A 23472-nucleotide genomic window follows, 5' to 3' on the forward strand; every position below is an offset into this window, starting at 1 on the left:
CTCAGGCTGCCTTTCGGATGGCGTCGGCAATTGCCGTCTGGTCGATATCGTGCAGGCCGATTACCACCAGCCGTGTGCCGCGCGCCTCGCCAGAGGTCCAGGGGCGGTCGTAATGATGATCGATGCGGCTGCCGACGGCCTGCACCACCAGCCGCATCGGCTTGCCAGGCACATCGATAAAGCCTTTCAGCCGCAGCACATCATGGGCTTCGATCACATCCTTCAAGCGGTCGACGAACAGGCCGGGATCGCGCACCTCAGGCAGATCGACAACGAAACTGTCGAATTCGTCGTGGTCGTGATGATGGTCATGCGCCTCGCCGCTGGCATGTAGCGCCTCATGCTCCAGCTCGTGATGGCTCTTGCGGTTGTCGATATCGGCCTCCGAGCCGGCACCGATGCCGAGCAGCACCATCACAGGCACCTCGCCATTTTTCGCCTCGATCAAGGCGGGCTTGCGCGAAAGCCGTGCCGAGACGTCAGAGCGAACGGACGCGAGACCATCGGCATCGAGAAGATCGGTCTTGTTGAGTACGATCAGATCGGCGCAGGTCAGCTGATCCTCGAACAGTTCCTCAATCGGGCTTTCGTGATCGAGACTGTCATCGGCGGCGCGCTGGGCATCGATCCGGTCGTGATCGTCAGCAAAACGGCCGGCGGCAACGGCGGCGCTATCGACGACGGTCACCACGCCGTCAACAGTAACGCGGGTGCGAATGTCGGGCCAATTGAAGGCCGCGACCAGCGGCTGCGGCAAGGCAAGGCCTGAGGTTTCGATGACGATATGGTTGGGCAACACGTCCCGCGCCAGCAGCTTCTGCATGGTCGGCACGAAATCGTCGGCGACGGTGCAGCAGATGCAGCCATTGGTCAGCTCGATAATGTCGTCTTCGGTGCAGTTTTCCGCGCCGCAGCCCTTCAGCACCTCGCCATCGACGCCGAGATCGCCGAATTCGTTGATGATCAGCGCGATCTTTTTGCCACCGGCATTCATCAGCATGTTGCGGATGATCGTCGTCTTGCCGGCACCGAGAAAGCCGGTGATCACAGTCACCGGGATTTTTTGCAGGAGCATGGGTCTTAGCCTTTCATTTTCAGGGGCAGACCGGCGGCAACGAAATAGACTTCGTCGGCGCTGGCCGCAATCGATTGGTGCAGCCGTCCGGCATGGTCGCGGAATTCCCGCGCCATCCGGTTCTCAGGCACGATGCCGAGGCCAACTTCATTGGAAACGAGGACGACGGAAGCCTTGAGTTGCGGCAAAAGCCCGGCCAGCGCTTGCGCCTCGCCGGCCATATCGCGGCCCTCTTCCATCATCAGATTGGTCACCCACAGCGTCAGGCAATCGACGAGAACAATGCGGCCGGCCGCATCGATCTGGCGCAACCGCTCGACCAGCGCGAGCGGCTCCTCATGGGTCTGCCAGAGTGGCCCGCGATCATGCTTGTGCTGCTCGATACGGGCGCGCATCTCGTCATCCCACGCCCGGCCGGTCGCCACGTAATGGCGCTCCAGCCCGCTGAAGGTGCAAAGCCCTTCGGCAAAGCGGGATTTGCCTGAGCGCGCGCCCCCGAGAACGAAGACGCGCTTCGATGTCTGTTCAGTCATCGGTCAGCGCCCATCCGCAGGTGCGTAAAGACCGCCGGAGCGCGGCGCGAAAGCTGGCCAGCCGGGATCGCCTGCCTTGGCCTGCGGCAAGGGCTGGGATCTGAGATCGGGACGCGGCGTGGCAACCGACCCACCGAAGGTGGAATAGGTCGCTGTCGGCTCATGCGTCGGCAACTCCGCCGCCGGACGTGACTGCGGATCGATAGAATGATGATTGGAAAAGGGCAGTATAGCAAAGACCAGCGCCGCCAGAACCAGCAGCACGAAGGAAGCGATCACGCTACGCGAGGACGTGCTCCGAAATGAAGACGCCATCGTCATGACCACTCTCCCGCGATCGGAGAGTTTAGATCGAGCGGCAAATACGCCGCCAAGCGGCGCCGGACCGGCCCGCTGGTAATCTGTTGCGCCACGACAACCTCCGTGCTGGCGTCGGGATCTCTCCCAGTTGGGCTTTCGCCCGTCACGGACGGCAGGTCTCCTGGCTCACAGCGTCGAGCCGGCCTTGATCTGGCCGGCTTGCGGATTTCCCTCACCTTCCCGAAGGTCTTGGCGAAAACGAAAAGGCGGACGATTCGTAGATAAAGAGGCGTCCAACCCCGGCAGATCGTTTCACCACTTCAGTGGCTTTTCCGGCCTGTCGAGCCCCGCACCGTCCGCACCACGCGGCCTGTCATGCCAAGGCTTTTTCAAGCCGGATGGAAAACCCTCGCTGTTCTACAGTCGCGGGGTCGGCTGCGTTTGGTCTGCCCTGTCTGGGTCCAGGCCTTCGCATTCCCTTTTGCTTTTCAGCCTCAATCTCTTCAGGCCAAAAACCATCCAAACCTAGGGTTAGCAGAATGAGACATGAAGTCAATCTGGGAGGCGGCTACGGCCTTTTGCCTCCCACCGCTACATTTTTGGCATTCTGAGATAGAAAAGCGACCGTATCCGCGCGGAAATCTCTTCCGCCAGGCTCTCCGGCCCAAGACCTGGATCGTTGGTGATGGTCAGCACCTTGAATTCCCCCCTGGCAACCACCTCACCCGTTTCCACCGATGCGGCGCTGACCTGAACCAGGGCTTCGTTATGCTGCTTATCGAGGCCAAGTTGACCGGCCATGCTTTCCACCCTGACAGTCAGGATAACCCGTGGCAGGACCTCGGGGCGCACCGTGGCATCAACAGCTGCAGACAGCCGACGCTCCACGCCTTCGATCAGCGCCACCGGCACTTTTGGGCCAGCCAGCACGGTGACGGCCCGAATGTCGTAGTAGAACTTCTTCGGTGTGGAATGAAACAGGTCGGCCATGCAGCCGGCAAGGGCTAGGCAGGCGGCCAGGCAGGCGGAAAGGGCAAAGAGGAAACGCAAGCGATGCATGGACGTGACACTCCGAAGAAGGACTCCGGCGCGGACCATCCATGCGAGAGCTTGCAGCAGGCTTAAGCCGAGAGGGCTCTCAACACGTTATAGGCGGCCTGCATGTCGATAAAGCGGGCGGCGCGGCGCGCCTGGGCTTCGTCGTCGCTGCCCCAATGCTCCTCGGTCCAGTCCTCGTCCAGATGCGCCAGCGCCCAGCATTGCTGCAGGCTCAGATGCCCATCTGCCAGCGCCAGCGCCAGCACGGGCGATCCGGTGAGCGTCGTCATGACATGCAGGCAGGCGAGCGAAACGCCGTCGCGATAGGAGGCAAGCGCTTGGCCAAAGGCATCGATCGCTGCCTGCGGCTGCGCCTGGTGGATGATGCCGCTCGTCACTAGCAGCCGGGCACCATGGGTGGTCTCCAGCCAGGCGAGAACCGGATCCCAGGCCTTGGCCTGACGTTCCACCAGTTCCTGGGGCGTATCTGCCCGGTAGCAGAGCATGTCATTGCCACAGAAGCGCAGAAGATCGGCCACGACGTCCTCGACATTGCCGCTGACGGCGTCCAGCGCCGTATTGACGAGGCGCGTTACAGGCATGGTGCCGGGGTCGATCAACTCTGCCTGAGCCCGCCATTCAGCCGCGACCAGTTGAGCCAAGGCAACACTCGGCAGAACCAGCGCATGGCGCGCCGGAGTCTTCACCGTCTTGCCGTCGAGCAGCACGGCATGGCCGCCATCATCAGGGGCAACAGTGACGTCAGTGTAAAAGCGCTTGGGCAGCGGCTTCTTCATCTGGATCTGGGCCCGGCGAACGGGATCGGGATCACTGAGTTCGGGCGTCAGGCCCTCGAAAATGTCACGCATGATTTCACTCACAAAAGATGGGCTAGCAGCTCTTCGGCCCGATGCACGACCACATCGGCACCGCTTTGCCGCAGTTGCTCGGTGCTGGCGCTGCCCCAGCTGACGCCGATGGCCTTGGCACCGGCGCTTTTCGCCATCTGCATGTCATAGATGGCATCGCCGATGACAATTGTGTCCTTCAAGTCCATTCCGGTCTCGTCGCAGCATTCGGTGACCATGGCCGGATGCGGCTTGGACGGGCAATCGTCTGCCGTGCGCGAAACGACGAAATAGGACTGGAAGCCGTGAGCGTCGAGCACATAGTTCAGCCCGCGCCGGGATTTGCCCGTCACCGCACCGATCAGGATCTCGTCTTCGGCGGCCAGCCGCTCTATGACAGCGCGGATGCCATCGAACAGCGGCTCGCTATGGCCGGGCGCACCACGGATTTCAGTAAATAGTGTTTTGTAATGGTCGCGCATCGCAACCGCCTCGTCATCCACATGCTGCTTGCCGTCGATCCGGGCAATGGCGATATCAAGGGTCAGGCCCATGATCGCCTTCGTGGCCGCAAGCGTCGGCTCCGGCTTGTTGAAGGCGAGAAAGGTCCGGCGCATGCCTTCGTGAATAGTGGCGGCGCTGTCGACAAGCGTTCCGTCGCAATCGAACAGGACCAGCTTCACGCGAAATCCCCGCCGTTTTCCATATCGAGACCCAGCAGGTTCCAGCTCTGCACCATATGCGGCGGCATCGGCGCGGTCACCCGCAGACGCCCGCCATCGGGATGGGGAACATCGATATGACGGGCATGAAGATGCAGCCGCTTCTGCATGCCACCCGGGAAATCCCAGTTCGGGTCGTCCACGAAATATTTGGGGTCGCCGATGATGGGGTGGCCGATATGCAGCGCATGCACGCGCAGCTGATGCGTGCGGCCAGTATAGGGTTCCATTTCCAGCCAGGCCAAGCTCTGCGCGGCCGTCTCCAGCACGCGGTAATAAGAGACGGCGTGATCGGCGCCGTCTTCGCCATGTTTAGCAATGCGCATCCGGTCGCCGTCTTCGGTCTGTTCCTTGACCAGCCAGGTGGAAATCTTGTCGTCATGCTTGCGCGGCACGCCCTTGACCAGCGCCCAGTACGTCTTCTTGGTGTCGCGCTCGCGAAAGGCCGCCGTCAGCTTCTGGGCAGCACCGCGGGTGCGGGCCACGACCAGCACGCCTGAGGTATCGCGGTCGAGACGATGCACAAGGCGCGGCTTTTCGCCCTTCTTGCTGGTCCAGGCTTCCAGCATCTGGTCGATATGGCGGTTGAGGCCGGAACCGCCCTGCACCGCAAGACCGGCGGGCTTGTTCAGCACGAACACCTTCTCATCTTCATGCAGCAGCATGCGCGACAGCAACTCGCCATCACCGGCGTGTTTCAGGTCATGGGAGGCAATCGGGCCGGTCTTCGGGGCCTTCGCGTCGACATCGAGAGGCGGTATGCGCACCACCTGGCCCGGCTGCACGCGGGCGTCGGTTTTCACTCGACCGCCATCGACGCGCACCTGGCCTGAACGCAGCAACTTTTGCAGCGGGCCAAAGCCGAGGCCCGGATAGTGGATCTTGAACCACCGGTCGAGGCGCATGCCGGCCTCGTCGGGCCCGACGGTAATATGTTCTATGCCTGCCATGAGGTCGTCTTTCGTTCTCTTCCAGCGTGCCGCCCAAGGGCCACAGGGGGTTACGGGCGCAAAGCCGGGCACTTCAATAGGTTCGGCGCGCCCGCGCCTTCAGCGCCGCACACCTGTTAAGCGCTGGCTTTACCTCATTTCAACGCCGGTGGGAAACCGCGATTGCGAAAAAACCCGATTGAGGAAAAAGGGCTATAATCCGGCTCTATCCCCGGGATTTTCCCGGAAGAGATCGTAATTTCGTCCTTTCGGTAAAATGCAACCTTTCGGCTTAAACAGCGGGAGAGGTTGTCATGATGAAATACATCAGGACAAAAAGATTCCGGTAAGAGCCATGACGCAGATCCTTTCGGTTTCGGCCACCACGGCCGGCTACATCTCGGACACGTTGAAACCGATCAATAAGACCGGTCGCTCCCCCTATGTCGAGCAGATCAACCGCCAGATCAGCATCAAAAAGGAAATCGCCAAAACGCAAGGGATCAGCCGCACCGCGATCGAGACCCTGCGCGACAGCTCGGCCATCGGTCTGCATTTCATGAAAGCCGGCGAAAACAAGCAGCCGCGCGCTAGCCTGGAAGAAACAAAGCAGGCCTATCAGGAAGCCGAAGACGGCGCCTCCGCCTCCTGAGGCCTGGAACCTCCACCCCTCCCCGACGTTTGTTTCCTAGCACAAGAGGATGATGGATCGCTTTGCCGGCGACCAATTCGCTCAATGTGCTGCAACCGTCACCGCCCGCCTTGCGGGGCCTGCGGGACACAGGAAGGAGGTTCGCGATGAATAAGGACGTCAAGGCACGCAATGCCGTCGAACACGTCGAGAAATCCAAGCCTCTCGACAAATCGTCTGGTGCTGGCACCGCGCATGCGCCAGACCATTCGCCAGCCGGGCCGCATTCCAAGGACCACCTCACCGATCATGAAAAGACCCCCGGCAGCGGCACGCTGACGGACCAGAACAACCGCGATAACGTCGATCCCGGCACCGGCTAAACCGGTCATGAGCGAAAGAGATTTGAGAGCGCCGGTCTGATAAGCCAATCAAAGGTTATCAGGCCGGCGTTCTCGTTTGTCATTGATGTCAGAGGCGACCGTGCATCATGACGACAGGCATTTGCAGATCCACCTTGCCAGCCTTTTCGAATGTCAGCGTCACGGTCACGGTCTCGCCGGCTTTGAACGGCATTTTCATGCCCATGAACATCAGGTGGTAGCCGCCCGGCTCCATTGTCAGCGTCTGGCCGGGAGCGATGACGAAATCGTCAGGCACCTTGCGCATTTTCATGATGCTGCCCTGCATGGACATTTCATGCAGCTCGCCCCGGGTCGAGAGCGGCGTCGCGATCGACACCAGCCTGTCCGGCTCCTTGCCGTCATTGCGGATCGTCACGAAACCGCCGCCGACAGGCTGACCGGGGACCATGGCCTTCAGATAACCGTCGCTCAGCGTCAGCGAACCGAGTTGTGCCTTGGCTGCCTGCTCCGGCACGGCGGACGCCGCGTCATTGGACATGCTGCCCCCAGACATACCGGCCATGCCCGCATGGTTCATGTCCTCGGCCGCAGCTCCTCCAGCGGCAAGCATGACGATCATTGCGGATGCTAAAAATCGATTGGTCATTATTCTCTCTCCCTATAATCCACTCGCAAAAGGGCGTGCCGTCTGTCGAATCCGGCTTCCGGTTGCAAGCATGTCCAAGACCATGCGCTCTTTGCCACCGGTCTTACAATAACTTTGCTTTTACCATGCTAGCTTGCCGGCAAATTGCGGTGGATCAAGCGGGCCTTTTCCCTGCTGCGAAAAAAATATGGCCGGTGACGACTACAGCGCCGCGCGCCATACATGGCGCGCAAAGTTCGCTATAGCACTTTAGCTCTGCTGCATAATTTCTCCCTTAAATCGATCCCGATTTAAGGAATTATGCAGTAAGGCCTCTTGCCAAGAGCCATCGCCCCCGGATAATGGCCAATGACCTTGTTGGGAGAAACCGGTTCGATCCGGTGCCGAAGGAGCAACCGCCCCGGAAACTCTCAGGCAAAAGGACCACAAGGCGTCGACTGCACTCTGGAGAGAGGCTTGCTTTGATCAGCAAGCCGCGCCGAAGGGATAACAATCTCAGGCACACGGACAGAGGGGGCTCATGAACGACCGGCGCAGCCATGCCCGGACCTTGAGCCTTTGCGCGAAAGCGCCAATGTGGAGACGCCTCTTGGACGACCAGACCCCTCTGTTACAGACCCCGCTTCACGCCCTGCATATTGCGCTCGGTGCCCGCATGGTGCCCTTTGCCGGCTATGACATGCCGGTGCAATATCCCGCCGGCGTGCTGAAGGAACATCTGCATACCCGCGCAAGTGCCGGCCTGTTCGACGTGTCCCATATGGGCCAGGTCCTGCTCAAGCCGCTCTCCGGTAAACTCGAGGACGCAGCGCTGGCGCTGGAAAGCCTGGTGCCCGTCGATATCCTCGGCCTGAAGCAAGGACGCCAGCGCTATGGGTTCTTCACCGACGCTAACGGCGGCATCCTCGATGACCTGATGATCGCCAATCGCGGCGACCACCTGTTCGTCGTCGTCAACGCTGCCTGCAAACAGGCCGATACCGCCCATATGCAGGCGCATCTGTCTTCGGTCTGCACAGTCGAGCTGCTGGATGACCGGGCGCTGCTGGCCCTGCAAGGGCCGAAAGCGGAAGCGGTTCTCGCCTCGTTCAATCCGGCCGTTACAGCCATGCGCTTCATGGACATCAGTGACGTGACCCTGCTTGGTGCCGCCTGCATCGTCTCACGCTCCGGCTATTCCGGCGAGGACGGGTTTGAAATCTCCGTGCCGGCAGACAAGGCCGAGGCGCTGGCAAAGGCGCTGCTGGACCACCCCGATTGCGAGGCAATCGGCCTTGGCGCACGCGATTCGCTCAGGCTCGAAGCCGGGCTCTGCCTTTATGGCAATGACATCGACACCTCCACCAGCCCGGTGGAAGGCGCCATCGAATGGGGCATCCAAAAAGTGCGCCGCGCCGGTGGCGAGCGCGAAGGAGGCTTTCCCGGTGCAGCCCGCATTCTGGCCGAACTTGCCAATGGACCGGCGCGCCGCCGCGTCGGCCTGAAGCCAGAGGGCAAGGCCCCGGTGCGCGCCCATGCCAAGCTGTTTGCGGATGCCGAGGGCAGCCAGGAAATCGGCGAAGTCACGTCGGGCGGCTTTGGCCCAACCGTCGAAGGCCCGGTTGCCATGGGCTATCTGCCCACCAGCCATTCAGCCCCCGGCACCCAGGTTTTCGCGGAGGTACGCGGCAAATATCTGGCCATGACCGTTGCTGCCATGCCCTTCATCACCCCCACCTACAAACGCTGACCCACCCATCGACAGCTACGATTTGCGGAGAGAACCATGCTGAAATTTACCCCTGAACACGAATGGCTGCAGATCGAAGGCGATATCGCCACGGTCGGCATCACCGCCCACGCTGCCGAACAACTCGGCGATCTCGTCTTTGTGGAACTGCCTGAGGTCGGCGCTACCTTCGCCCGCGACGCCGCCTCGGCCACGGTCGAAAGCGTCAAGGCCGCCTCAGATGTCTATTGTCCGCTGGAAGGCGAAATCACCGAGATCAATCAGGCGATCGTCGACGACCCGTCGCTGGTCAATTCCGATCCGCGCGGCGCCGGCTGGTTCTTCAAACTGAAGCTCGCCAACCCTGCCGATGCCGAGACGCTGCTCAACGAAGCCGCCTATAACGAGCTGATCGCATGACCACGCCCACCGAATTTCAGTTTACCGACTACCAGCCCTACGACTTCGCCAATCGCCGCCATATCGGCCCCTCGCCGGCCGAAATGGAAGATATGCTGAAGACCGTCGGCTATGACAGCCTCGACGCGCTGATTGACGATACCGTGCCCGCTTCCATCCGCCAGCAGGTGCCGCTCACCTGGGGCCAGGCGATGAGCGAGCGCGAAGCGCTCGACAAGCTGCGCGAGACCGCCAATAAGAACAAGGTCCTGACCTCGCTGATCGGTCAGGGCTATTACGGCACCATCACCCCGCCGGTAATCCAGCGCAATATTCTGGAAAATCCGGCCTGGTACACGGCCTATACGCCTTATCAGCCGGAAATCTCTCAGGGTCGCCTCGAAGCGCTCCTGAACTTCCAGACGATGATCTGCGACCTGACGGGCCTCGACGTCGCCAATGCCTCGCTGCTGGATGAAGCAACGGCTGCGGCCGAAGCCATGGCCATGGCCGAGCGCGTGGCAAAGTCAAAGGCCAAGGCCTTCTTCGTCGATGCCGAGTGCCATCCGCAGACCATTGCCGTGATCCAGACCCGCGCCGAGCCGCTCGGCTGGGGCGTGATCGTCGGCGATCCCTTCACCGATCTCAATCCCGGCGAAGTGTTTGGCGCGCTGTTCCAATATCCCGGCACCCATGGCCGGGTGCGTGACTTCACACCGCTGATCGATGCCCTGCACAATGCCCAGGCAATTGTCGCCATGGCCGCCGATCCGCTAGCGCTGCTGCTATTGAAATCGCCAGGTGAAATGGGCGCCGATATCGCCATCGGCTCCAGCCAGCGCTTTGGCGTTCCGGTCGGCTACGGTGGTCCGCATGCGGCCTATATGGCGGTCAAGGACGCGATCAAGCGCTCCATGCCCGGCCGTCTGGTCGGCGTCTCCGTCGACGCGCGTGGCAACCGCGCCTATCGCCTCAGCCTCCAGACCCGCGAACAGCATATCCGCCGCGAAAAGGCGACCTCAAACATCTGCACGGCCCAGGTTCTGCTGGCGGTGATGGCGTCGATGTATGCCGTCTTCCACGGCCCGCAGGGGCTGAAGGCCATTGCCCAGCAGGTCCACCAGAAGACGGTCATGCTGGCCAAGGGGCTGGAAAAGCTCGGCTTCACAATCGAACCCGAGACCTTTTTCGACACGATCACCCTCGAAGTCGGCCATATGCAGGGCCTTATCCTGCGGGCTGCCGTTGCCGAAGGCGTCAACCTACGCAAGGTCGACGCGACCAAGATAGGGATTTCGCTCGACGAGCGCACCCGGCCGGCAACGCTGGAAGCCGTCTGGCGCGCCTTTGGCGGCCATTTCACCGTCGCCGATTTTGCGCCTGACTACCGCCTGCCGACATCACTGCTGCGCACAAGCCAATACCTCACCCACCCGATCTTCCACATGAACCGGGCGGAAAGCGAGATGACCCGTTATATCCGCCGGCTTTCGGATCGGGACCTCGCGCTCGACCGGGCAATGATCCCGCTCGGCTCCTGCACGATGAAGCTGAACGCAACAGCGGAAATGCTGCCGATCACCTGGCCGGAATTTGCCGATATCCATCCTTTCGCCCCCACCGATCAGGCACTGGGCTACAAGGAAATGATCGAGGATCTCTCGGAAAAGCTCTGCGCCGTGACAGGCTATGACGCCATTTCCATGCAGCCGAATTCCGGCGCGCAGGGCGAGTATGCGGGCCTGCTTACCATCCGCAACTACCACCTTGCCCGTGGCGATGCGCACCGCACCGTCTGCCTGATCCCGACCTCTGCCCATGGCACCAATCCGGCCTCGGCACAGATGGCGGGCATGCTGGTCGTTCCGGTCAAGTCCCGCGACAATGGCGACGTCGATCTCGACGATTTCCGCGCCAAGGCTGAAGCCCATGCGGAAAACCTGTCCTGCTGCATGATCACCTATCCCTCGACCCATGGCGTGTTCGAGGAAACGGTACGGGAGATCTGCACGATCACCCATCAGCACGGCGGCCAGGTCTATCTCGACGGCGCCAATATGAATGCCATGGTCGGCGTGTCCCGCCCTGGCGATATCGGCTCCGATGTCTCCCACCTCAACCTGCACAAGACCTTCTGCATTCCGCATGGCGGCGGCGGTCCGGGCATGGGGCCGATCGGCGTCAAGGCGCATCTCGCCCCTTACCTGCCCGGCCATGTCGAAACTGATGGCCGCCCCGGCGCAGTTTCGGCGGCCCCTTACGGCTCGCCATCGATCCTGCCAATCAGCTGGTCATACTGCCTGATGATGGGCGGCGAAGGTCTGACCCAGGCGACCAAGGTGGCGATCCTCAACGCCAACTATATCGCCAGCCGGCTGACGGGCGCCTATGACGTGCTCTACACCTCGCAAAGCGGTCGCGTCGCCCATGAATGCATCATCGACACCAGGCCGCTCGCCGACAGCGCCGGCGTCACCGTCGACGATGTTGCCAAGCGCCTGATCGACTGCGGCTTCCATGCGCCGACCATGAGCTGGCCGGTGGCGGGCACGCTGATGATCGAGCCGACCGAATCGGAAACCAAGGCCGAGCTCGACCGGTTCTGCACCGCCATGCTGGCGATCCGCGAGGAGGCTCGCGCCATTGAAGACGGCCGGATGGACAAGCTGAACAACCCGCTGAAGAACGCCCCGCATACGGTGGAAGACTTGGTGGGTGACTGGGACCGGCCCTACAGCCGCGACCAGGCCTGCTATCCACCCGGCGCGTTCCGGGTCGACAAGTACTGGTCCTCCGTCAACCGCGTCGATAATGTCTACGGCGACCGCAACCTCGTCTGCACCTGCCCGCCGATGAGCGAATACGCGGAAGCGGCAGAGTAAAGCGCAGGCCAAAGCGATAAATCACCCAAAATTGACGGCGGTCCCAGCCAGCAGGTTGAGGCCGCCGTTGGCGTTTCAGCGCAGGCTTTTTCTGATCACTGGAGCGCCCGGAAGACGTCTAGAGGGCACCGCACGCAGGAAAGTGCTGCACCGCAAAAATGATTTTTATCACATACTATCGCGAAGGTTGCTAACATCCGCTCATATTTGATTTTCAGCAAATTCATTATGGGTGGCGCCAGTGGAACCGATCTACCTCAAAACCTTTTTGTTGGTCATTGAAAGCGGCAGTTTTTCCGCCGCCGCCCGCCTGCTCGGTCTGTCGCAGCCGACGGTGAGCGAGCATATCAAGCGGCTCGAGCACTTCGCCGGCCAGCGGCTGTTCGAGCGCGACACCCATTCCCTGGCACTCACCCGCCACGGCGAGGCGATGCTGCCCTTTGCCCGATCGATTATCGAGACAACGGAAAAGGCCAAGACGTTTTTCGACTGCGCCGGCAAGCGCCACCGCCTGCGCTTCGGCGCCTCCGAAGACCTCGTCAGCGAATGGCTGCCGGATGTGATCCGCAGCTTTACTGCCCATTACCCCGATATCGACATCGACTTTACCATCGCGCTCAGCGAGGACCTGATCCAGAAATTCGAGGAGGGCGGGCTGGATATCGTGCTGTGCAAGCGCGGCCCGCAAAGCCTGACGAAGGGCGAACTGGTCTGGCGCGAACCGATGGTATGGCTATCGGCCAGCGGGCAGCCTGTGTTGCGCGAAGGCGAGACGCAGTTGGTGCTCTATCCGCCGCCGAGCATTACCCGGCAATGCGCTGTCGAGGCGATGGCCAAGACCACCCGCCCCTGGCGGATCGCCTTTAGCAGCAGCACGCTCAACGGTCTGGCTGCCGCTGCCCGGATAGGCCTTGGCATGATAGCCCATGCACGGCTTCTTGCACCGGCAGGCCTGTTCGAATGCGTCGATTTCCCCGACCTGCCGCCGCTTGGCGAGCTGGAATTCATTCTCCTCCACCGCAAACTGCTGATGGCGCCCTTGAAGGCGCTGTATGAAACTATTCAGGCCAAGGTCTCTGCGGAGGGCGCCAGGGTCGCACAAGAGGCAAGGACGGAATCCTTTATAAATCAGCGCTCTGACCCCGCCTATCAGCCGCGGCTATAGCTGTTATAGGCTTTGACCCCGTACCAATCTCCTGACGCAAATCTTACCACTTACACGGCGCGATTGCAGTTCGCGCGTTAGGAGACAGGGAGATTGACATGCAAACAGGTCGACGTGGTTTTCTGGGCGCAGCCGCCCTCGGGGCAGGCTTGGTATCCTTCGAACGATTGGCGGAAGCCGCCATGGTGCACGATCACGGCGACCCCGGCGCGGGCGGCTTTGGCCGCAATTCTGTAGCCCTGCCTGATGGAGCCGAGGTCGCCTATCACGATCCCAAGGACGTGGCGGCCATGCCTGATTTCCGCTTTTCGCTGGATGGCAATGCCCCAAAAGTCACGTCAGGTGGCTGGGCCAAGGAAGCCACCGTTCACCAGTTTCCAATCAGCAAGGGCATCGCCGGCGTCCACATGTATCTGAACCCAGGCGCCTCGCGCGAGCTGCACTGGCACGCCATTGCCGCCGAATGGGCCTTCGTCATCGAAGGCGAATGCCAGACCGTGGTGCTCGAACCGTCAGGCGCAAGCGAGATCAACAATTTCAAACCGGGCGATCTCTGGTATTTCAAGCGCGGCCATGGCCACGCCATCCAGTGTATCGGCGATAAGCCGTGCCATTTCATTCTGTCCTTCGACAACGGCGCCTTTTCCGAACACGGCACCTTCTCGATCACCGACTGGGTGGACCTGACGCCCAAGGATCTGCTCGCCAAGGAATTCGGCATTCCCAAGGATATCTTCGACGCTTTCCCGAAGGGCGAGGTCTATATCCAGCAAGGTCCTGTCCTGAAAGCCGAAGACGCGCTGGAAGCCCCTTGGCCGAAGGAATCCACCCACAAATTCCGGCTGCTCAACGACAACAGGGCCGTGCGCGATTTTGATGGCGGCAGCTTCCGGCTGGCGACTGTCGACGAGTTCCCGGCGTCCTCAAGCATGTCGGGCGGCCTGATGGTGCTGAAGCCAGGTGAGATGCGCAAGCTGCACTGGAACGTCAATGCCAATGAATGGCACTATTACCTGCGCGGCAAGGGCCAGGTCGCTATGTTCGGCTCGGGCGGGCGCGGCAAGGTGGCAGAATTCAAGCCCGGCGACGTCGCCTATATCCCCATGGGCTTCGGCCATGCCATCCGCAATACCGGCGACGAGGACCTGGAAATCGTCCAGACCTGGGACAATGGCAAATTCGAGGAAATCGATCTCGACCGCTGGATCCAGACCAGCCCCTCCTATCTGCTCTCCAACAACTTCACCGGTGTGAAGAAGGACGTGCTCGGCAACATGAAGAAGGCGTAACATCGACAGGTTTCCTTCACCCGGTCAGCAGATTTAACGTGCGAGAGCACCATGCGTTTGGTAAAGCGCATGGTGCTGTTGCATTGAAGAGATCGCAGCCGGCGCGCCACAGCAAGCGCCGGTCGCATAGAGGACGAGCCTGTGACCAGACTTTTTGCCCGCCTTTCCCTCAGCCTCGCCATCTCGATCACGGCCGCTGTCGGCGCCGGGCCTTCCCTTGCCCAGACACCCTCAGGCGTCTGCGTTAAGGATACGATCACCGAGTGCTCCACGAAGCCGATCGTCAAGCCGGCGACCAAGAAGGTCACCGCCAAGGACACCGGCGCGCCGAAAAAAGTGGTCCAGAAGCGCGTCAAGCATCGCGGCAAGATGATCGACCCGATCACCACCTGCGCGCTGAAGAACAAAATGCCCTGTGCAAACCCAGCCGGCCGCTAAGCCGGCCTTTTCGTTTCACTTCGTATCGAAAAGCTCAACGGAGCGACGGGCTGAACACCATCAGGCTCAGGATCTCGAATAGAACCTGAGCACCCGCCTGGGCAGTGTTGGTGGTGGCGTCGTATTGTGGCGCGACCTCCACGACATCGCCGCCGACAAGGTTCACGCCTTTCAACCCGCGCAGCAGCTCCAGCACTTCCCGTGTTGTCAGGCCGCCAATTTCAGGCGTCCCAGTGCCAGGCGCAAAGGCGGGATCGAGACTGTCGATATCGAATGATAGATAGCTGGGGCCGTCGCCGACCACCTCAAGCGCCTTGGCAATAACGGCGGGCATGCCGAGCGCCGAAATCTCCTCGGCATGAATGACGGTCATGCCGCTTTCATAACTGAATTCCCAGAGATATTCCGCAGGCCCGCGAATGCCGATCTGGATCGTCCTCGTGGGATCGAGCACGCCGTCCAGCACCGCGTTTCGAAACGGTCCGCCGTGGTGAAACTTGGTCTGGTCGAAGCCGCCGCTGGTATCGCAATGGGCATCGATATGGATCAGCCCAACCGGCCGATCCTTGCCGACCGCCTTCAGGATCGGATGGGTGATCGAGTGATCCCCGCCGACGCTAAGCGGTACGACGCCCTGGGCCACCATCTGACCGATGCGCTTCTCTATGTCGTCATGGCTCTGCTCCAGCCGGTAGCGGCTGGCAAAGGGCACGTCGCCAACATCGGCCACCCGCAGCTCATTCACCGGCGCGCAATCGAGCACATGATTATAGGGGCCGATCCGCTCGATGGTACGTACCGCGCGCGGCCCGAAGCGCGAGCCCGGCCGGTTGGTTACCCCGAGATCCATGGGCACGCCGATGATCCCGACCTGGAGATCGCCAAAATCAGGGTTTTCGGCTTCGACCTGCAACAACGGCGCCGACAGGAAGGTGGAAATGCCGGCATAGGGCGCAAGCCTTGTGCCCTTGCTGTCAAAAATCTTATCCGCAACCCGCTTGAAGCGCGGATCGAAGACGTCGCTGCCGCCCTCGCTTCCGTATTTGCGCCGCAGCGCCTCCAGCTTGTCTGTGTCCCAGGTCATATCGTCCCTCTTTATACTTTGATTTTGAAGCTCTGAAGCCGGGCCGGCAGCGTCGCGATGGTGGCGCAATCGACATTGGCGAAGGCGAGCCGCAGATAGCCCTCCTGCCCTGCGCCGAAGAACCCGCCCGGCACGGCCAGGATGCCTGATCGCTTCGCCAGTTGCTCGGCAACGTCAGCAGAGGGCGTATCGGCGAAAGGGTGACGCACGAAGGCGAAATAGGCGCCGATGGAATCGATCTGCCAATCCGGCAATTGCGCAAAGGCCTCGCGCAGCGCCACCGTCCGCCGCGCGATTTCGGCGGCATTCTCTATCCGCCAATCGTCCAGCACAGGAATGGCCTTGGCGAGGGCGATCTGTGCCGCGCGCGGCGCGCAGATCTGGAGATTATCCATGATCTTCGCGAGTTGCGCGACAACCGCCTCGCCCGCCGTGATCGCCGCCAGCCGGTGGCCGGGAATGGCGAAGGATTTGGAGAAACTGTAGATCTGAATGAGAGTCTCCGCCCAGTCCGGTCCGCCGAACAGATCATGCGGCGCACCGGAACCTGGCGCAAGGAAATCGCGGTAGGTCTCATCCAGAATCAGCCATACGCCATGACGGCGGCAGAGACGGTAGAGATCGGAGAGCAAAGCCTTGGGATAAACCGCGCCGGTCGGATTGTTGGGCGTCACCAGCGCCAGCGCCTTGATGCCGCTTTCGATGATCCGCTCGGCGGCGGCAAGATCGGGCAAGAAGCCGTTACCGCTATCACAGGGCAGAGCCACCGTCTCAATGCCCAGCATGGCAAGCGTGGTGTCATGGTTGAAGTAGAAGGGATCAGTCAGCGCGATCCGCTCGCCTGCTCCGGCCAATGCCATGGCGGTGCAGATAAAGGCCTGATTGGCGCCAGCGGTGATATGCACCTGCTCGGAAACGATACCAGCACCGTACAGCGTTGAGGCATGTTCGGCATAGGCCTGTCGCAACGCTGTTTCGCCTTCGATCGGACCATAGCCGCTCGATGCTGGCGATCCCGCTGCCGCAGACAACCACGCCAGGAGATCGGCGTGCGGCGGATGACCGGGAGCCGCTTGCGACAGGTCTATCAATGGGCCAGCCAACCCGTCATAAGCCCGCCCCCAGACAAAAACTGCGGGAATCGGCGGTACGGCTAGGGTGGCAACGCGGGAATTGAAGCGGGCATCAGACATTGAGCGGTTCCGGACATCTGGACAAGCCAAGACTATAGGCCGTCTTTTTGCAGCTGCGCAATCGCTGGCGGCCACATCGGTCCCCTGCCCGACAGATCCACACTTTCCTTTGAATATCAGCTGGTTGGATCGGCTTCCGGATTCACTCTTTCAAGCTGAAAGAGGATAGGCGCGGGAATTACACAGCCTAGATTTCACGATCATGTGCTCCATGTCCGCCTATGCCCTTCACTTTTTAGGGCGATTCTTGTGTTGCGCTGCAGCGCGGGATAACCAAACAGTTAGAATGCGCTGCTAACATATACGCTGATAACACACGCAATGGCGTGGACGGACAAGCTGGCGGCACCCGGCAGCAGACAGGAAGAACGATATGCACCAGTATGATCTCGTCGTCATCGGCAGTGGCCCTGCAGGGCGCCGCGCCGCCATCCAGGCCGCAAAGCTTGCCAAGAAAGTGCTGGTCATCGAGCGCGGCGGCCGTGTCGGCGGCGTGTCTGTCCATACCGGCACCATCCCGTCGAAGACACTGCGCGAGACGGCGTTGAACCTTTCAGGCTGGCGCGAGCGCGGCTTTTACGGCCGCTCCTACCGCGTCAAGCAGGAGATCAGCGCGGATGACCTGCGCCGCCGCCTGCTGATCACCCTCGACCACGAAGTCGATGTGCTCGAGCACCAGTTCGCCCGCAACCGCGTCCAGCAATTGCGCGGCCATGCCGTCTTCGTCGATCCACATACGCTTGAAGTGACAAAGGAAGACGGCGAAATCGTCCGCGTCAGCGCCACCTCTATCCTGCTGGCGGTTGGCACACGACCACACCGCCCGGCCAACATCGCCTTTGACGGCGTCAGCATCCTCGACAGCGACGACATCGTCCATATCAAGGACGTGCCGCGCTCCATGGTGGTGATCGGCGCCGGTGTCATCGGCATCGAATATGCGACGATTTTCAGCGCACTCGACACCCAGGTCACAGTGGTCGAGCCGCGCGACAGTATGCTCGACTTCATCGACAAGGAAATCGTCGAGGATTTCTCCTACCAGCTGCGCGACCGCAATATGAAGCTGATCTTCGGCCAGTCGGCTGAAAAGGTCGAAAAGGAAGACGGCAAGTGTCGCGTCACCCTTAAGAATGGCCGGATCCTGACCAGCGACATGGTGCTGTTTGCCGCCGGACGTGTCGGCGCCACCGACACGCTGAACCTTGCCGCCTGCGGCCTTGAGGCCGGCAACCGCGGTCGCTTGAAGGTCAATCCGGAAACCTTCCAGACTGAGGTGCCGAATATCTATGCCGCCGGCGATGTCGTCGGCTTCCCGAGCCTTGCCTCGACCTCGATGGAACAGGGCCGCATTGCCGCCCGCCATGCCGTCGGCGCGCCGGCCAGCGAACCGCCGCAATATTTCCCTTATGGCATCTATGCCGTGCCTGAAATCTCCACCTGTGGCCTGACCGAAGAAGAGGTCAAGCAGCGCAACATTCCCTATGAATGCGGCATTGCCCATTTCCGCGAGACGTCGCGCGGCCATATCATGGGTCTCGACAGCGGCATGCTGAAAATGATCTTCTCACTAAAGACGCGTCGCCTTCTCGGCGTGCATATCGTCGGCGAAGGCGCGACAGAACTGGTGCATATCGGCCAAGCCGTGCTGAACCTCAAAGGCACCGTCGAATATTTCGTCGAAAACACCTTCAACTATCCCACGCTCGCCGAAGCCTACAAGATTGCAGGCCTCGATGCCTGGAACCGCATGGGCGAACTGCCGGCCAAAAAGGCAACGGCCTGATCAACACGAAACGCACCGGGGCAAGCCCGGTGCGTCTCCATTTTGTGTTTTCAAGCTTGGTTAGCTGCCCAGCTGCAATTGCAGGCGGGAAACACCGGCGGCAACATTGAGGCCGGTCCCGGCTTCGCCGCTCAGCGGCTGCAAGGCAAAGTTCTTTGCACTACCACCAACCAGGGCATTGGCGCCAAGACCGATGCCGACAGAGGCCGAAGCCGAGGCGCCGACATAGCTGCCGGCCAGCGCGCCATCGCCAACCCGGGCAGGCTGTGTATTGACGACAACCCAGCTCATATAAGTCTTGCCGGTGATGCCGACATCGAGACCGATCTTGCCGATTGAGCCTGCGTAACGCTCGACCTTGCCGGACCGCTGACGAAACTCACAGGTGACATTCTTCTTGGAGCCGATCAGCAAGCCGATGCCGCCATCGATCTGGCAGTTCAGCGTGCCGAGCCGTTCGCGAGGCTCATTGGCGACCACGGTCTTTGCCGTACGGTGATGGTGGTGCTGGCTGGCGGCAAAGGCGGCCGGCGCAAGTGCCAGAGATGCAGCAGTGACAAGCATCATGGTCTTCATGACATAGTCCTTTTCTATCGGGAAAATCTGGGCCGGAAAATCTGGCCGTCGCATTTCTTGCGGCCCCAGAGCCGCAAGAAGCTGACCTTTAGGATGTGGCGCGGTAGACAGCCTGGATGGAAGGCGATGACGACGGTACGGCAAACACTTTCGGGCGCACCGCAAGGTCGGCGATCACAGAGCGGCAGGTGAATACCTCAGCCACGACGATTGCCGTTTCCAATGCGCTTTTCGAGCTGATATCGCCGCTGAGGACAATCTTGCCGCCCTCTGTCGTCACGCGAATGCGGCAGGCATCCAGTCCCTCCGTCCAGGCCAGCAGCGCCTCGAGTGCAGCGCAGAGGCTGCACTCGGCCGGGATGCTGCTGCTGGAAAATGCGGGAACAGTTGACAGAAAATACATGTCTTCCCTCATTCGCAGCGACACCAGGACTTATCTGAAGACGTTGCGCAGGCTGTCCTTGGCCTTGCCCAGAGTGCTCTGGGCTTCGCCGGCTGCCTTTTCGACCTTGCCTTCGGCTTCCAGCTCATGATTGCCGGTGATCTTGCCTGCGGCTTCCTTGACGGAGCCCTTGACCTGACGAACGGCACCTTCAACTCGGTTCTTATCCATTGCCAATCTCCTTTTTCATGTGTCGTGCCATCGCGTCTGCGCAACGGCATGACAAGGAGATAGCTCTGGCGCGAGCGAAAATTCAGAGACGAAAATACCAGAACGACTAGTAGATCCTGACCTTTTTTCAGATTAGTTGACCGGTTGCAGGCAAATCATCGCGAAGAACCCGAAAATCCGCGCTCCCGCGCCCAGATGACAGCCGCTGCACGGCGATTGACGCCGATCTTGTTATAGAGCGAGGCGACGTGATTGCGGATCGTGTGGCGCGACAGATGCAGGGCGTCGGCCATGTCGACATCGCTCATGCCCTTGCAGATCAGCGCTAGAATGCCCTTTTCCCGGTCGCTGAGATCTTCGAGCCCAGCCGAGGTTGCCCGCGCCCGCGTGGGCTGCCTAAGCCCCGCCAGCCGTTCCACCACGGTGCGGCTGAACCAGGACGTATCGGCCATCACGGTCTCGATTGCCTCGATCAACTCGTCCTCGGTCCGCCGCCGTTCGGTTACGTCCTGCAAGGCCCAGATGACGCAAGCCTCATCGTTGATGTCGACTCGCTCGGCAGACACCAGGCACTCTGCAAGACCGCCATCCTTCAGCTTCATCGCCAGTGGCTGATCGCGCACCGGCACGTTGTCGCGCAAAAGCTGCTCCACCGCCTTGCGCGCCTTCACATCCTCCCAGAGCTGCAATTCGGCGGCGCTGCGGCCGACCACTTCCTCCGGCTTACGACCGCAGAGCTGCAGGAAGGCCTCGTTGACTTCGATCAGCACGAAATCCTGCAGCCGGGAAATCGCTGTCGGCGCCGGCGACAGCCGGAAGGACTTGGAGAATCGTTCTTCGCTTTGGCGCAGCGCATTCTGCGCCTTCCGCCGCCCGTCGAGATCGGCGAAGGTAAACAGCATGCAGGCTTCTTCGCCAACAGGGATCGGTTCGCCCGCAACGATGACCAGTCGATCGCCCTCGGGAATCGGAATGAGCGCCTCGCGCTGGCGGATCAGCCGACCTTCGCCGAGCTTGTTCAGCGCGTCCTCGCCGGTATCGCAATCGGCAAACAGGCCGATCTCCTCGACGGTGCGGCCGATCACATCCTCCCGCGTCAACCCTGTCATTTCCATGAAGCCCTGGTTGACGCGGATGAAGCGCTGGTCCTCCAGCCGGCAGATCAGCCCGGGCGCCGGATTGGCGTTGAAGGCGCTCTCGAAACGCTTTTCGGCCTCATAGCGCGGCGTCTCATCTCTCACGACAAGCACCAGAACATCAGGTCGCGCACCGGCATCCTCGATGACCATGCTGCGCACCGTATGGACCCAGAGCGCATCTTCCTGATCGGCCGGTGAGACCTCGATGGTGATGTCACTCACTTCCTCGCCGGCCAATAACCGCTCCAGAGGATATTGGCCTTCGTCGAGAAAATGCTTGTTACGATAGCGCAGCGTGAACCGGCGCCGATAGCCGGCGACATCGCCGCCTAGATCTTCGATGGCTTCGATGCGATGCATGTCGAGCGCAGCCTGATTGGCCCAAGCGATCGTGCCATCAAGCTCAAGGAGAATGAGCCCGTCGCTCAAGCCGGCAATCACCTGCTGCAGCACGGCTCTGTTAATTTTCGGAGGTTCAATCTCGCTCGTCATGCGCCCACCCTGTCTATCAGGAGGGGAATCTGGCTCGATATAGCCGGAAAGCAAGGGCAACGCTGGCCTTAAAACAAAAAGGCCGCCCCGAGGGACGGCCTTTCCTAAAACATTGGCAGCAATGCTTATTCAGCGTCGCCTTCAGCAGCCTTCTTCTTCGGAGCGGCCTTCTTCTTTGGAGCGGCTTCTTCGCCTTCAGCGGAAGCCTCTTCGGCCTTCGCAGCCTTCTTCTTGGAAGCGGTCTTCTTGGCCGGCTTGGCGTCGTCGCCATCTTCGTCTTCGGCCAGCAGTTCTTCCTTCGTCACGGCCTTGTCGGTGACATTGACCTCGGAGATCAGCTTGTCCATGACCTTTTCTTCAAAGATCGGCGCACGCAGGGAAGCCGAAGCGCCGGGCGTATTGCGGAAGAAGTCGATGATCTGCTTTTCCTGGCCCGGGAACTGCTGCAGCTGAGCGTAGAGCGCGCGCTGCATTTCTTCCTCGGTAACGTCGATATTGGCCTTCTCGCCGATTTCGGAGAGAACCAAGCCCAGACGAACGCGGCGCTCGGCCAGCGCGCGATATTCTTCGCGGGCGGCTTCTTCCGTGGTGTCTTCGTCTTCGAAGGTCTTGCCCGACTGCTGCAGGTCGGTGTTGATCTGACGCCAGATGTTGTCGAACTCAGCATCGATCAGGCGCGAAGGCGCATCGAACTTGTACATTTCGTCGAGCTGGTCGAGGATCTGACGCTTGACCTTCTGACGGGTCACGTTGCCGTACTGGCCTTCGATCTGACCGCGGACGATTTCCTTGAGCTTGTCGACCGATTCCAGGCCGAGCTTGGTGGCCAGTTCGTCGTTGATCTCAGTTTCAGCAGGAGCTGCAACTTCCTTGACGGTGATGTCGAAGGTGGCTTCCTTGCCGGCAAGGTTGGCGGCCGGATAATCTGCCGGGAAGTTGACGGTGATGACCTTTTCATCGCCGGCCTTCAGGCCAACCAGCTGCTCTTCGAAGCCGGGGATGAAGCGGTTGGAACCGATAACCAGTTCGGCATCTTCGTCCTTGCCGCCGTCGAAGGGAACGCCATCGACCTTACCGAGGTAGTCCATGGTGACGCGGTCGCCATCGGCGGCAACGCCATCCTTGGCGGCAAAGGTGCGGGCGCTTTCGGCGATCTTCAGGATCTGCTCGTTGACTTCGTCTTCGGAGACTTCAACCACTTCGCGCACGACCTTGATGCCGTCGACCGGCTTCAGTTCGATGGCGGGGATCACTTCATAAGCGAGTGTGAATTCGAAATCGGCCTGGGCGTTGAGGATCTTGTCGGCTTCAGCCTCGTCCTCGGTCATCGCCACTTCCGGCTGGGTCGCAGACTTTTCGCCGCGCTCAGACAGGATGGCCGACGGACGGTCACGCACGATTTCGTTGACCAGCTCGGCCATGACCGACTTGCCATACATCTTCTTCAGGTGAGCAGCCGGCACTTTGCCCGGACGGAAACCGTTGATGCGAACCTTGTCCTTCACATCGGCAAGACGCTCATTCATCTGCGCTTCCATATCGGCGGCGGGGATGATGACCTTGAGTTCGCGCTTCAGCCCTTCAGCGAGCGTTTCGATAACCTGCATGTTCTAACCTTCGT

Annotated in this window: 24 protein-coding genes and 2 riboswitches; of the genes, 9 read left to right on the top strand and 15 right to left on the bottom strand. The window is 60.8% G+C overall.

Features of this window, described 5'->3' with window-relative positions:
* Nucleotide 1: 1 nt before the first annotated feature.
* The 7 genes from cobW to BJF91_RS12250 all read right to left on the bottom strand — a co-directional run bounded on the left by cobW (nt 2) and on the right by BJF91_RS12250 (nt 5466).
* Nucleotides 2-1075: a cobalamin biosynthesis protein CobW gene (cobW, locus tag BJF91_RS12220; protein WP_075614801.1), complete on the bottom strand. Its 1074-nt coding sequence runs from the start codon at nt 1073-1075 to the stop codon at nt 2-4.
* Between the two features lie 5 nt (nt 1076-1080).
* A complete protein-coding gene (gene cobU, locus BJF91_RS12225; protein WP_075614802.1) occupies nt 1081-1608 on the bottom strand; it encodes a bifunctional adenosylcobinamide kinase/adenosylcobinamide-phosphate guanylyltransferase in 528 nt (175 codons plus the stop codon).
* A 3-nt stretch (nt 1609-1611) separates the two neighbouring features.
* Nucleotides 1612-1929: a hypothetical protein gene (locus BJF91_RS12230; RefSeq protein WP_075614803.1), complete on the bottom strand. Its 318-nt coding sequence runs from the start codon at nt 1927-1929 to the stop codon at nt 1612-1614.
* A gap of 133 nt (nt 1930-2062) precedes the next feature.
* Nucleotides 2063-2443: riboswitch (cobalamin riboswitch) on the bottom strand.
* A 56-nt stretch (nt 2444-2499) separates the two neighbouring features.
* The gene (locus BJF91_RS12235; RefSeq protein ID WP_075614804.1) at nt 2500-2967 is read right to left on the bottom strand and encodes a hypothetical protein; all 468 of its coding nucleotides are present in this window, start codon (nt 2965-2967) and stop codon (nt 2500-2502) included.
* A gap of 62 nt (nt 2968-3029) precedes the next feature.
* Nucleotides 3030-3815 carry an ATP12 family chaperone protein gene (locus BJF91_RS12240; protein ID WP_075614805.1) on the bottom strand — a complete coding sequence of 262 codons (786 nt, stop codon included), beginning with the start codon at nt 3813-3815 and terminating at the stop codon, nt 3030-3032.
* Between the two features lie 8 nt (nt 3816-3823).
* Nucleotides 3824-4477, bottom strand: coding sequence for an HAD-IA family hydrolase (locus BJF91_RS12245; protein WP_075614806.1), 654 nt, complete (start codon nt 4475-4477; stop codon nt 3824-3826).
* On the bottom strand, nt 4474-5466 hold the full coding sequence (locus BJF91_RS12250) for an RluA family pseudouridine synthase (RefSeq protein ID WP_075614807.1): 993 nt from the start codon (nt 5464-5466) through the stop codon (nt 4474-4476). Before BJF91_RS12250 ends, BJF91_RS12245 begins: the two co-directional genes overlap by 4 nt.
* A 334-nt stretch (nt 5467-5800) precedes the next feature.
* Between BJF91_RS12250 and BJF91_RS12255 the strand changes: the two genes are divergently transcribed.
* Together BJF91_RS12255 and BJF91_RS12260 are read left to right on the top strand one after the other, a co-directional pair.
* Nucleotides 5801-6097: a hypothetical protein gene (locus tag BJF91_RS12255; protein WP_075614808.1), complete on the top strand. Its 297-nt coding sequence runs from the start codon at nt 5801-5803 to the stop codon at nt 6095-6097.
* Nucleotides 6098-6243: 146 nt separating this feature from the next.
* The gene (locus tag BJF91_RS12260) at nt 6244-6459 is read left to right on the top strand and encodes a hypothetical protein (protein ID WP_075614809.1); all 216 of its coding nucleotides are present in this window, start codon (nt 6244-6246) and stop codon (nt 6457-6459) included.
* A gap of 88 nt (nt 6460-6547) precedes the next feature.
* Here BJF91_RS12260 and BJF91_RS12265 read toward each other — a convergent pair whose 3' ends face one another.
* On the bottom strand, nt 6548-7087 hold the full coding sequence (locus BJF91_RS12265; protein WP_075614810.1) for a copper chaperone PCu(A)C: 540 nt from the start codon (nt 7085-7087) through the stop codon (nt 6548-6550).
* Between the two features lie 348 nt (nt 7088-7435).
* Nucleotides 7436-7523, top strand: a riboswitch (glycine riboswitch).
* Between the two features lie 153 nt (nt 7524-7676).
* Between BJF91_RS12265 and gcvT the strand changes: the two genes are divergently transcribed.
* The 6 genes from gcvT to BJF91_RS12295 all read left to right on the top strand — a co-directional run bounded on the left by gcvT (nt 7677) and on the right by BJF91_RS12295 (nt 14968).
* Nucleotides 7677-8816: a glycine cleavage system aminomethyltransferase GcvT gene (gene gcvT, locus BJF91_RS12270; RefSeq protein ID WP_075614811.1), complete on the top strand. Its 1140-nt coding sequence runs from the start codon at nt 7677-7679 to the stop codon at nt 8814-8816.
* 36 nt (nt 8817-8852) lie between these two features.
* Complete coding sequence (gcvH, locus tag BJF91_RS12275; RefSeq protein ID WP_075614812.1) at nt 8853-9215, top strand: glycine cleavage system protein GcvH; 363 nt, start codon at nt 8853-8855, stop codon at nt 9213-9215.
* On the top strand, nt 9212-12076 hold the full coding sequence (gene gcvP / locus BJF91_RS12280) for an aminomethyl-transferring glycine dehydrogenase (protein WP_075614813.1): 2865 nt from the start codon (nt 9212-9214) through the stop codon (nt 12074-12076). Before gcvH ends, gcvP begins: the two co-directional genes overlap by 4 nt.
* A 241-nt stretch (nt 12077-12317) precedes the next feature.
* Complete coding sequence (locus BJF91_RS12285; RefSeq protein WP_075614814.1) at nt 12318-13241, top strand: LysR family transcriptional regulator; 924 nt, start codon at nt 12318-12320, stop codon at nt 13239-13241.
* A gap of 98 nt (nt 13242-13339) precedes the next feature.
* Nucleotides 13340-14530 carry a cupin domain-containing protein gene (locus tag BJF91_RS12290; protein WP_075614815.1) on the top strand — a complete coding sequence of 397 codons (1191 nt, stop codon included), beginning with the start codon at nt 13340-13342 and terminating at the stop codon, nt 14528-14530.
* Nucleotides 14531-14671: 141 nt separating this feature from the next.
* A complete protein-coding gene (locus BJF91_RS12295) occupies nt 14672-14968 on the top strand; it encodes a hypothetical protein (protein ID WP_075614816.1) in 297 nt (98 codons plus the stop codon).
* 34 nt (nt 14969-15002) lie between these two features.
* Here the strand turns inward: BJF91_RS12295 and speB are convergent, their stop codons facing one another.
* Nucleotides 15003-16052: an agmatinase gene (speB, locus tag BJF91_RS12300; RefSeq protein WP_075614817.1), complete on the bottom strand. Its 1050-nt coding sequence runs from the start codon at nt 16050-16052 to the stop codon at nt 15003-15005.
* A gap of 11 nt (nt 16053-16063) precedes the next feature.
* Nucleotides 16064-17245 carry an aminotransferase gene (locus BJF91_RS12305; protein WP_075614818.1) on the bottom strand — a complete coding sequence of 394 codons (1182 nt, stop codon included), beginning with the start codon at nt 17243-17245 and terminating at the stop codon, nt 16064-16066.
* Nucleotides 17246-17618: 373 nt separating this feature from the next.
* Here BJF91_RS12305 and sthA point away from each other — a divergent pair, with 373 nt between their 5' ends.
* Nucleotides 17619-19031 carry a Si-specific NAD(P)(+) transhydrogenase gene (gene sthA, locus BJF91_RS12310; RefSeq protein ID WP_075614819.1) on the top strand — a complete coding sequence of 471 codons (1413 nt, stop codon included), beginning with the start codon at nt 17619-17621 and terminating at the stop codon, nt 19029-19031.
* 60 nt (nt 19032-19091) lie between these two features.
* Here sthA and BJF91_RS12315 read toward each other — a convergent pair whose 3' ends face one another.
* The 5 genes from BJF91_RS12315 to tig form a co-directional block, all read right to left on the bottom strand.
* The gene (locus BJF91_RS12315; protein WP_075615594.1) at nt 19092-19607 is read right to left on the bottom strand and encodes a DUF992 domain-containing protein; all 516 of its coding nucleotides are present in this window, start codon (nt 19605-19607) and stop codon (nt 19092-19094) included.
* An 88-nt stretch (nt 19608-19695) separates the two neighbouring features.
* Nucleotides 19696-20010, bottom strand: a complete 315-nt coding sequence (locus BJF91_RS12320) for a BON domain-containing protein (protein ID WP_075614820.1) — start codon at nt 20008-20010, stop codon at nt 19696-19698.
* A 30-nt stretch (nt 20011-20040) separates the two neighbouring features.
* A complete protein-coding gene (locus BJF91_RS12325; RefSeq protein WP_075614821.1) occupies nt 20041-20220 on the bottom strand; it encodes a CsbD family protein in 180 nt (59 codons plus the stop codon).
* A 155-nt stretch (nt 20221-20375) separates the two neighbouring features.
* Nucleotides 20376-21851, bottom strand: coding sequence for a helix-turn-helix transcriptional regulator (locus tag BJF91_RS12330; protein WP_075614822.1), 1476 nt, complete (start codon nt 21849-21851; stop codon nt 20376-20378).
* 125 nt (nt 21852-21976) lie between these two features.
* Nucleotides 21977-23458, bottom strand: coding sequence for a trigger factor (gene tig / locus BJF91_RS12335; protein WP_075614823.1), 1482 nt, complete (start codon nt 23456-23458; stop codon nt 21977-21979).
* Nucleotides 23459-23472 lie beyond the last annotated feature (14 nt).

It is taken from the genome of Gillisella taibaishanensis (assembly GCF_001938985.1).
GTDB classification, from domain to species: domain Bacteria; phylum Pseudomonadota; class Alphaproteobacteria; order Rhizobiales; family Rhizobiaceae; genus Allorhizobium; species Allorhizobium taibaishanense.